Source organism: Streptomyces anatolicus (assembly GCF_019400875.1).
Taxonomy (GTDB): Bacteria; Actinomycetota; Actinomycetes; order Streptomycetales; family Streptomycetaceae; genus Streptomyces; species Streptomyces anatolicus.
In genome coordinates, this window is sequence record NZ_WMBF01000659.1 from 1 (window position 1) to 2,907 (window position 2,907).

Consider the following 2,907-nt stretch of genomic DNA (forward strand, 5'->3'; position numbering starts at 1 on the left):
GGCCGGGGGTGGTGGGGTCGTGCTCATGGGCACCTCGCAGGAGAGGGACGGTCGGGTGCTGGAGCGGTGTGGAGCGGTGCGGTGTAGTTCGGTGCGGTGCGGTGCGGCGGTGTGGTGCGGCGGTGCGGTCCGTGGGGGACAGCCGTGCCCGACAAGGTAGAGGATCGTTGAACGATCCCTCAATACCCATGTTGTCTCGTTCTTCTGTCTGCGATTGAATCCGGGCATGGCTGACGGGATGGCTGCTGGCATGGCTGAGTTGAGCGGACTGGCCGACGACCGTGCGCTTCTCGGGCGCACCAGTACGGCGGAGAGGGTCTCGGACATCCTCAGGAGCCGCATCGCCGAGGGCTACTTCCCGCCCGGCACGCGCCTTTCCGAGGACAGCATCGGCGGCGCGCTCGGCGTCTCACGCAACACGCTCCGGGAGGCGTTCCGGCTGCTCACACACGAGCGCCTCCTCGTCCACCAGCTCAACCGGGGCGTCTTCGTACGGGTCCTCACGGTCGAGGACGTCGAGGACATCTACCGCACGCGCCGCCTCGTGGAGTGCGCGGTCGTCCGCGGGCTCGGCGAGCCCCCGTTCGCGCTCGACGCGGTCACGGGCGCCGTCGAGGACGGTCTGCGCGCCGCCGCCGAGAAGGACTGGAAAGGCGTCTCCACCGCCAACATCCACTTTCACAGGGAACTCGTCGCCCTCGCCGGCAGCGCCCGCACCGACGAGCTGATGCGCAGCGTCTTCGCCGAACTGCGCCTGGCCTTCCATGTGGTGGACGATCCCCGCCGCCTCCACGAGCCGTACCTCGAACGCAACCGGCGGATCCTCGCCACCTTGCGGACGGGCCGCGCCGCGGAGGCCGAACGACTCCTCGCCGCCTACCTCGAGGACTCCCTCGCGGGGCTCGTCGAGGTGTACGGACGGCGGGTCGGCGAGGACGGCTGAAGCGGCCGCAACGGATGGCTGAAGCGGTCGCCCCGGAGGGCTGAAGTGGTCGGCCCGGAGGGGTGAAGCGGTCATTCCGGACAGCTGAACTGGCCGTTCGGGAGGGCTGAAGCGGTCATTCCGGGCGGCTGTCCGGCGCTGTGCGCGAGGCGGTGAGGCGGCCCCCGAGCCGGTCGCTTCTGCGCCGTTTCGACCGTTGTCAGACCGAGGACCTAGTCTGTGCACCGTGACTTCGCCAGCCGCTACGGACACCACTCCGCCCCAGCTCAGCGCGGGGCCGCGGCCCGCTCCGGGCCCGGCCGCCGACGAGGGCCTGGCGCGCCGCCTGCGCGCCCTGGCCTGCACGGCTCCGCTGCACGACCTCGACGTGCGCAAGGCCAACCTCGCGGGCGAGTACTCGGTGTACGCGATGGCGGAGGTGGCCCTGGCCGCCATCGACCTCGTCACACTGAACATGGACTTCGACACCGGCGCCGACCACGAGCAGATCGTCGCCAGGCTGCTCCCGCGCGTCGCCGCGCAGGCCCCGCACCGCCCCGCCGCCGAGCACGAGCGCGTGGCCCGCTGGGTCCTGGAGAACCTGATCAACGTGGGCAGCGTCGACCGCGGCTTCCGCGCGGTGTACGGCACCTTCGCGCCCGACGGGACGTACGTCCGCAGGGACTACGACTTCAAGCTCCTCGAAGAGGTCCCCGGGTACGGCGGCGGTGTCTATCTGCGCACGACGGACGAGGCCGTCAACGTCCTGGTGGGCGCCCTCGACACCGACGTCACCAGCGCCCAGATCGCAGCCGAGGTGAAGCTGGAGGTCCTGATCAGGCGCGGCAGGCTCGCCGACGCCCAGCTCGCCGCCGAGCAGGCCCGCTACCGCACGGTGCAGTATTCGGAGACGCTCCGCAAGGCCCTCGACGCGACCCGGCGCAACGTCCGGGCGGTGGACTGGCTCCAGGCCGTCCCCGACATGATCGCGGAGGCGCTCGACCACGTCGCCGACCGCTACCGCCACGAGAACGCCATCCTGACCAACATCCGCAAGGTCCGCGACGAGTCCGAGGCCGTCTCCGACTCGAAGGCGGGCGAGCACAAGCGCCGCGCCGCCGAGCTGGTCGACATCGTCAAGGACTGCATCCGCCGCCACACCCAGCTCCAGTCCCGCCTGCTCGAAGCGGGCCCGCTCTTCCGCGCCGAGCAGGACCGGCAGGCCTTCGCGGCGCCCACCGCGCGCGCGGGCCTCGACCTCTACGGCCAGCTCGTCGCCCCGCTCCTGCCGCTCCCCGCCGAGCAGGCGACCCGGGTGACGGACGCCTTCTTCGCGCGCGGGACCGGCCTGCGCACCCCCGTGTCCGTGCGGGTCGGCGACCTCGTCGACATACTGCTCACCCCTCCCATGGAGCGCGAGCACCTGGGCGCGGAGATGCCCGAGCCGGACCTGATCGCCACCCCGGACGACAGCCGCTTCAGCGAGGAACAGCTCGCGAGCGCCATGGAACTGCTCGATCTGCCCGCCGACGCCCCGCGCCGCCTCTCCGGACTGCTCGCCGAGGCCCGCCTCCGCGACCGCGAACTGCCGTATCTGGTCGCCCTGCTGACCGTCCACGCGGCGAGCCCGCCGGTCGGCACCGCCTACCGCCAGGGCGAGGAGAAGCTGCTCTTCGCCGTGGACGACGGGACCGAGCTGGACGACGAGGAGTTCGGCGGCGCCGACCTCATCGTCGGCACGGCCCTCCTGGACGCGGCCGGCATGGCGGCCGACCGCAAGGAGGCGGCGTGACCAGGGTCGACGCCACCGGGCGCCGCCCGAGCTCTTCTTCCGCGCGCAGTCCCGGCACTTTCGCGAACGGTCCCGTCCGGTTCGGCCGCGACTCCGGCCCTTCCGGGCACCGGCCCGGCCCGTTCAGCCACGGCCCCGGCCCTTTCAGGCGCCCTCCCGGCCTTTTCGGGCAGCACCCCCGTCCGTTCAGCCC

2 protein-coding genes are annotated in these 2,907 nt (G+C 72.2%); both read left to right on the forward strand.

The genetic code is table 11. The features are described 5' to 3' along the window. Positions 1-250: 250 nt before the first annotated feature. Entirely contained in the window at positions 251-943 is a 693-nt protein-coding gene (locus GKQ77_RS31030) for a GntR family transcriptional regulator (RefSeq protein WP_219692447.1), read from the forward strand. 226 nt (positions 944-1,169) lie between these two features. Continuing rightward, positions 1,170-2,714, forward strand: a complete 1,545-nt coding sequence (locus GKQ77_RS31035; RefSeq protein WP_219692448.1) for a hypothetical protein — start codon at positions 1,170-1,172, stop codon at positions 2,712-2,714. The last annotated feature ends 193 nt before the right edge of the window (positions 2,715-2,907 follow it).

Coding starts and splice junctions, on each gene's coding strand:
- GKQ77_RS31030 (WP_219692447.1), top strand. CDS start 251: ATGGCTGAGTTGAGCGGACTGGCCGACGACCGTGCGCTTCTCGGGCGC.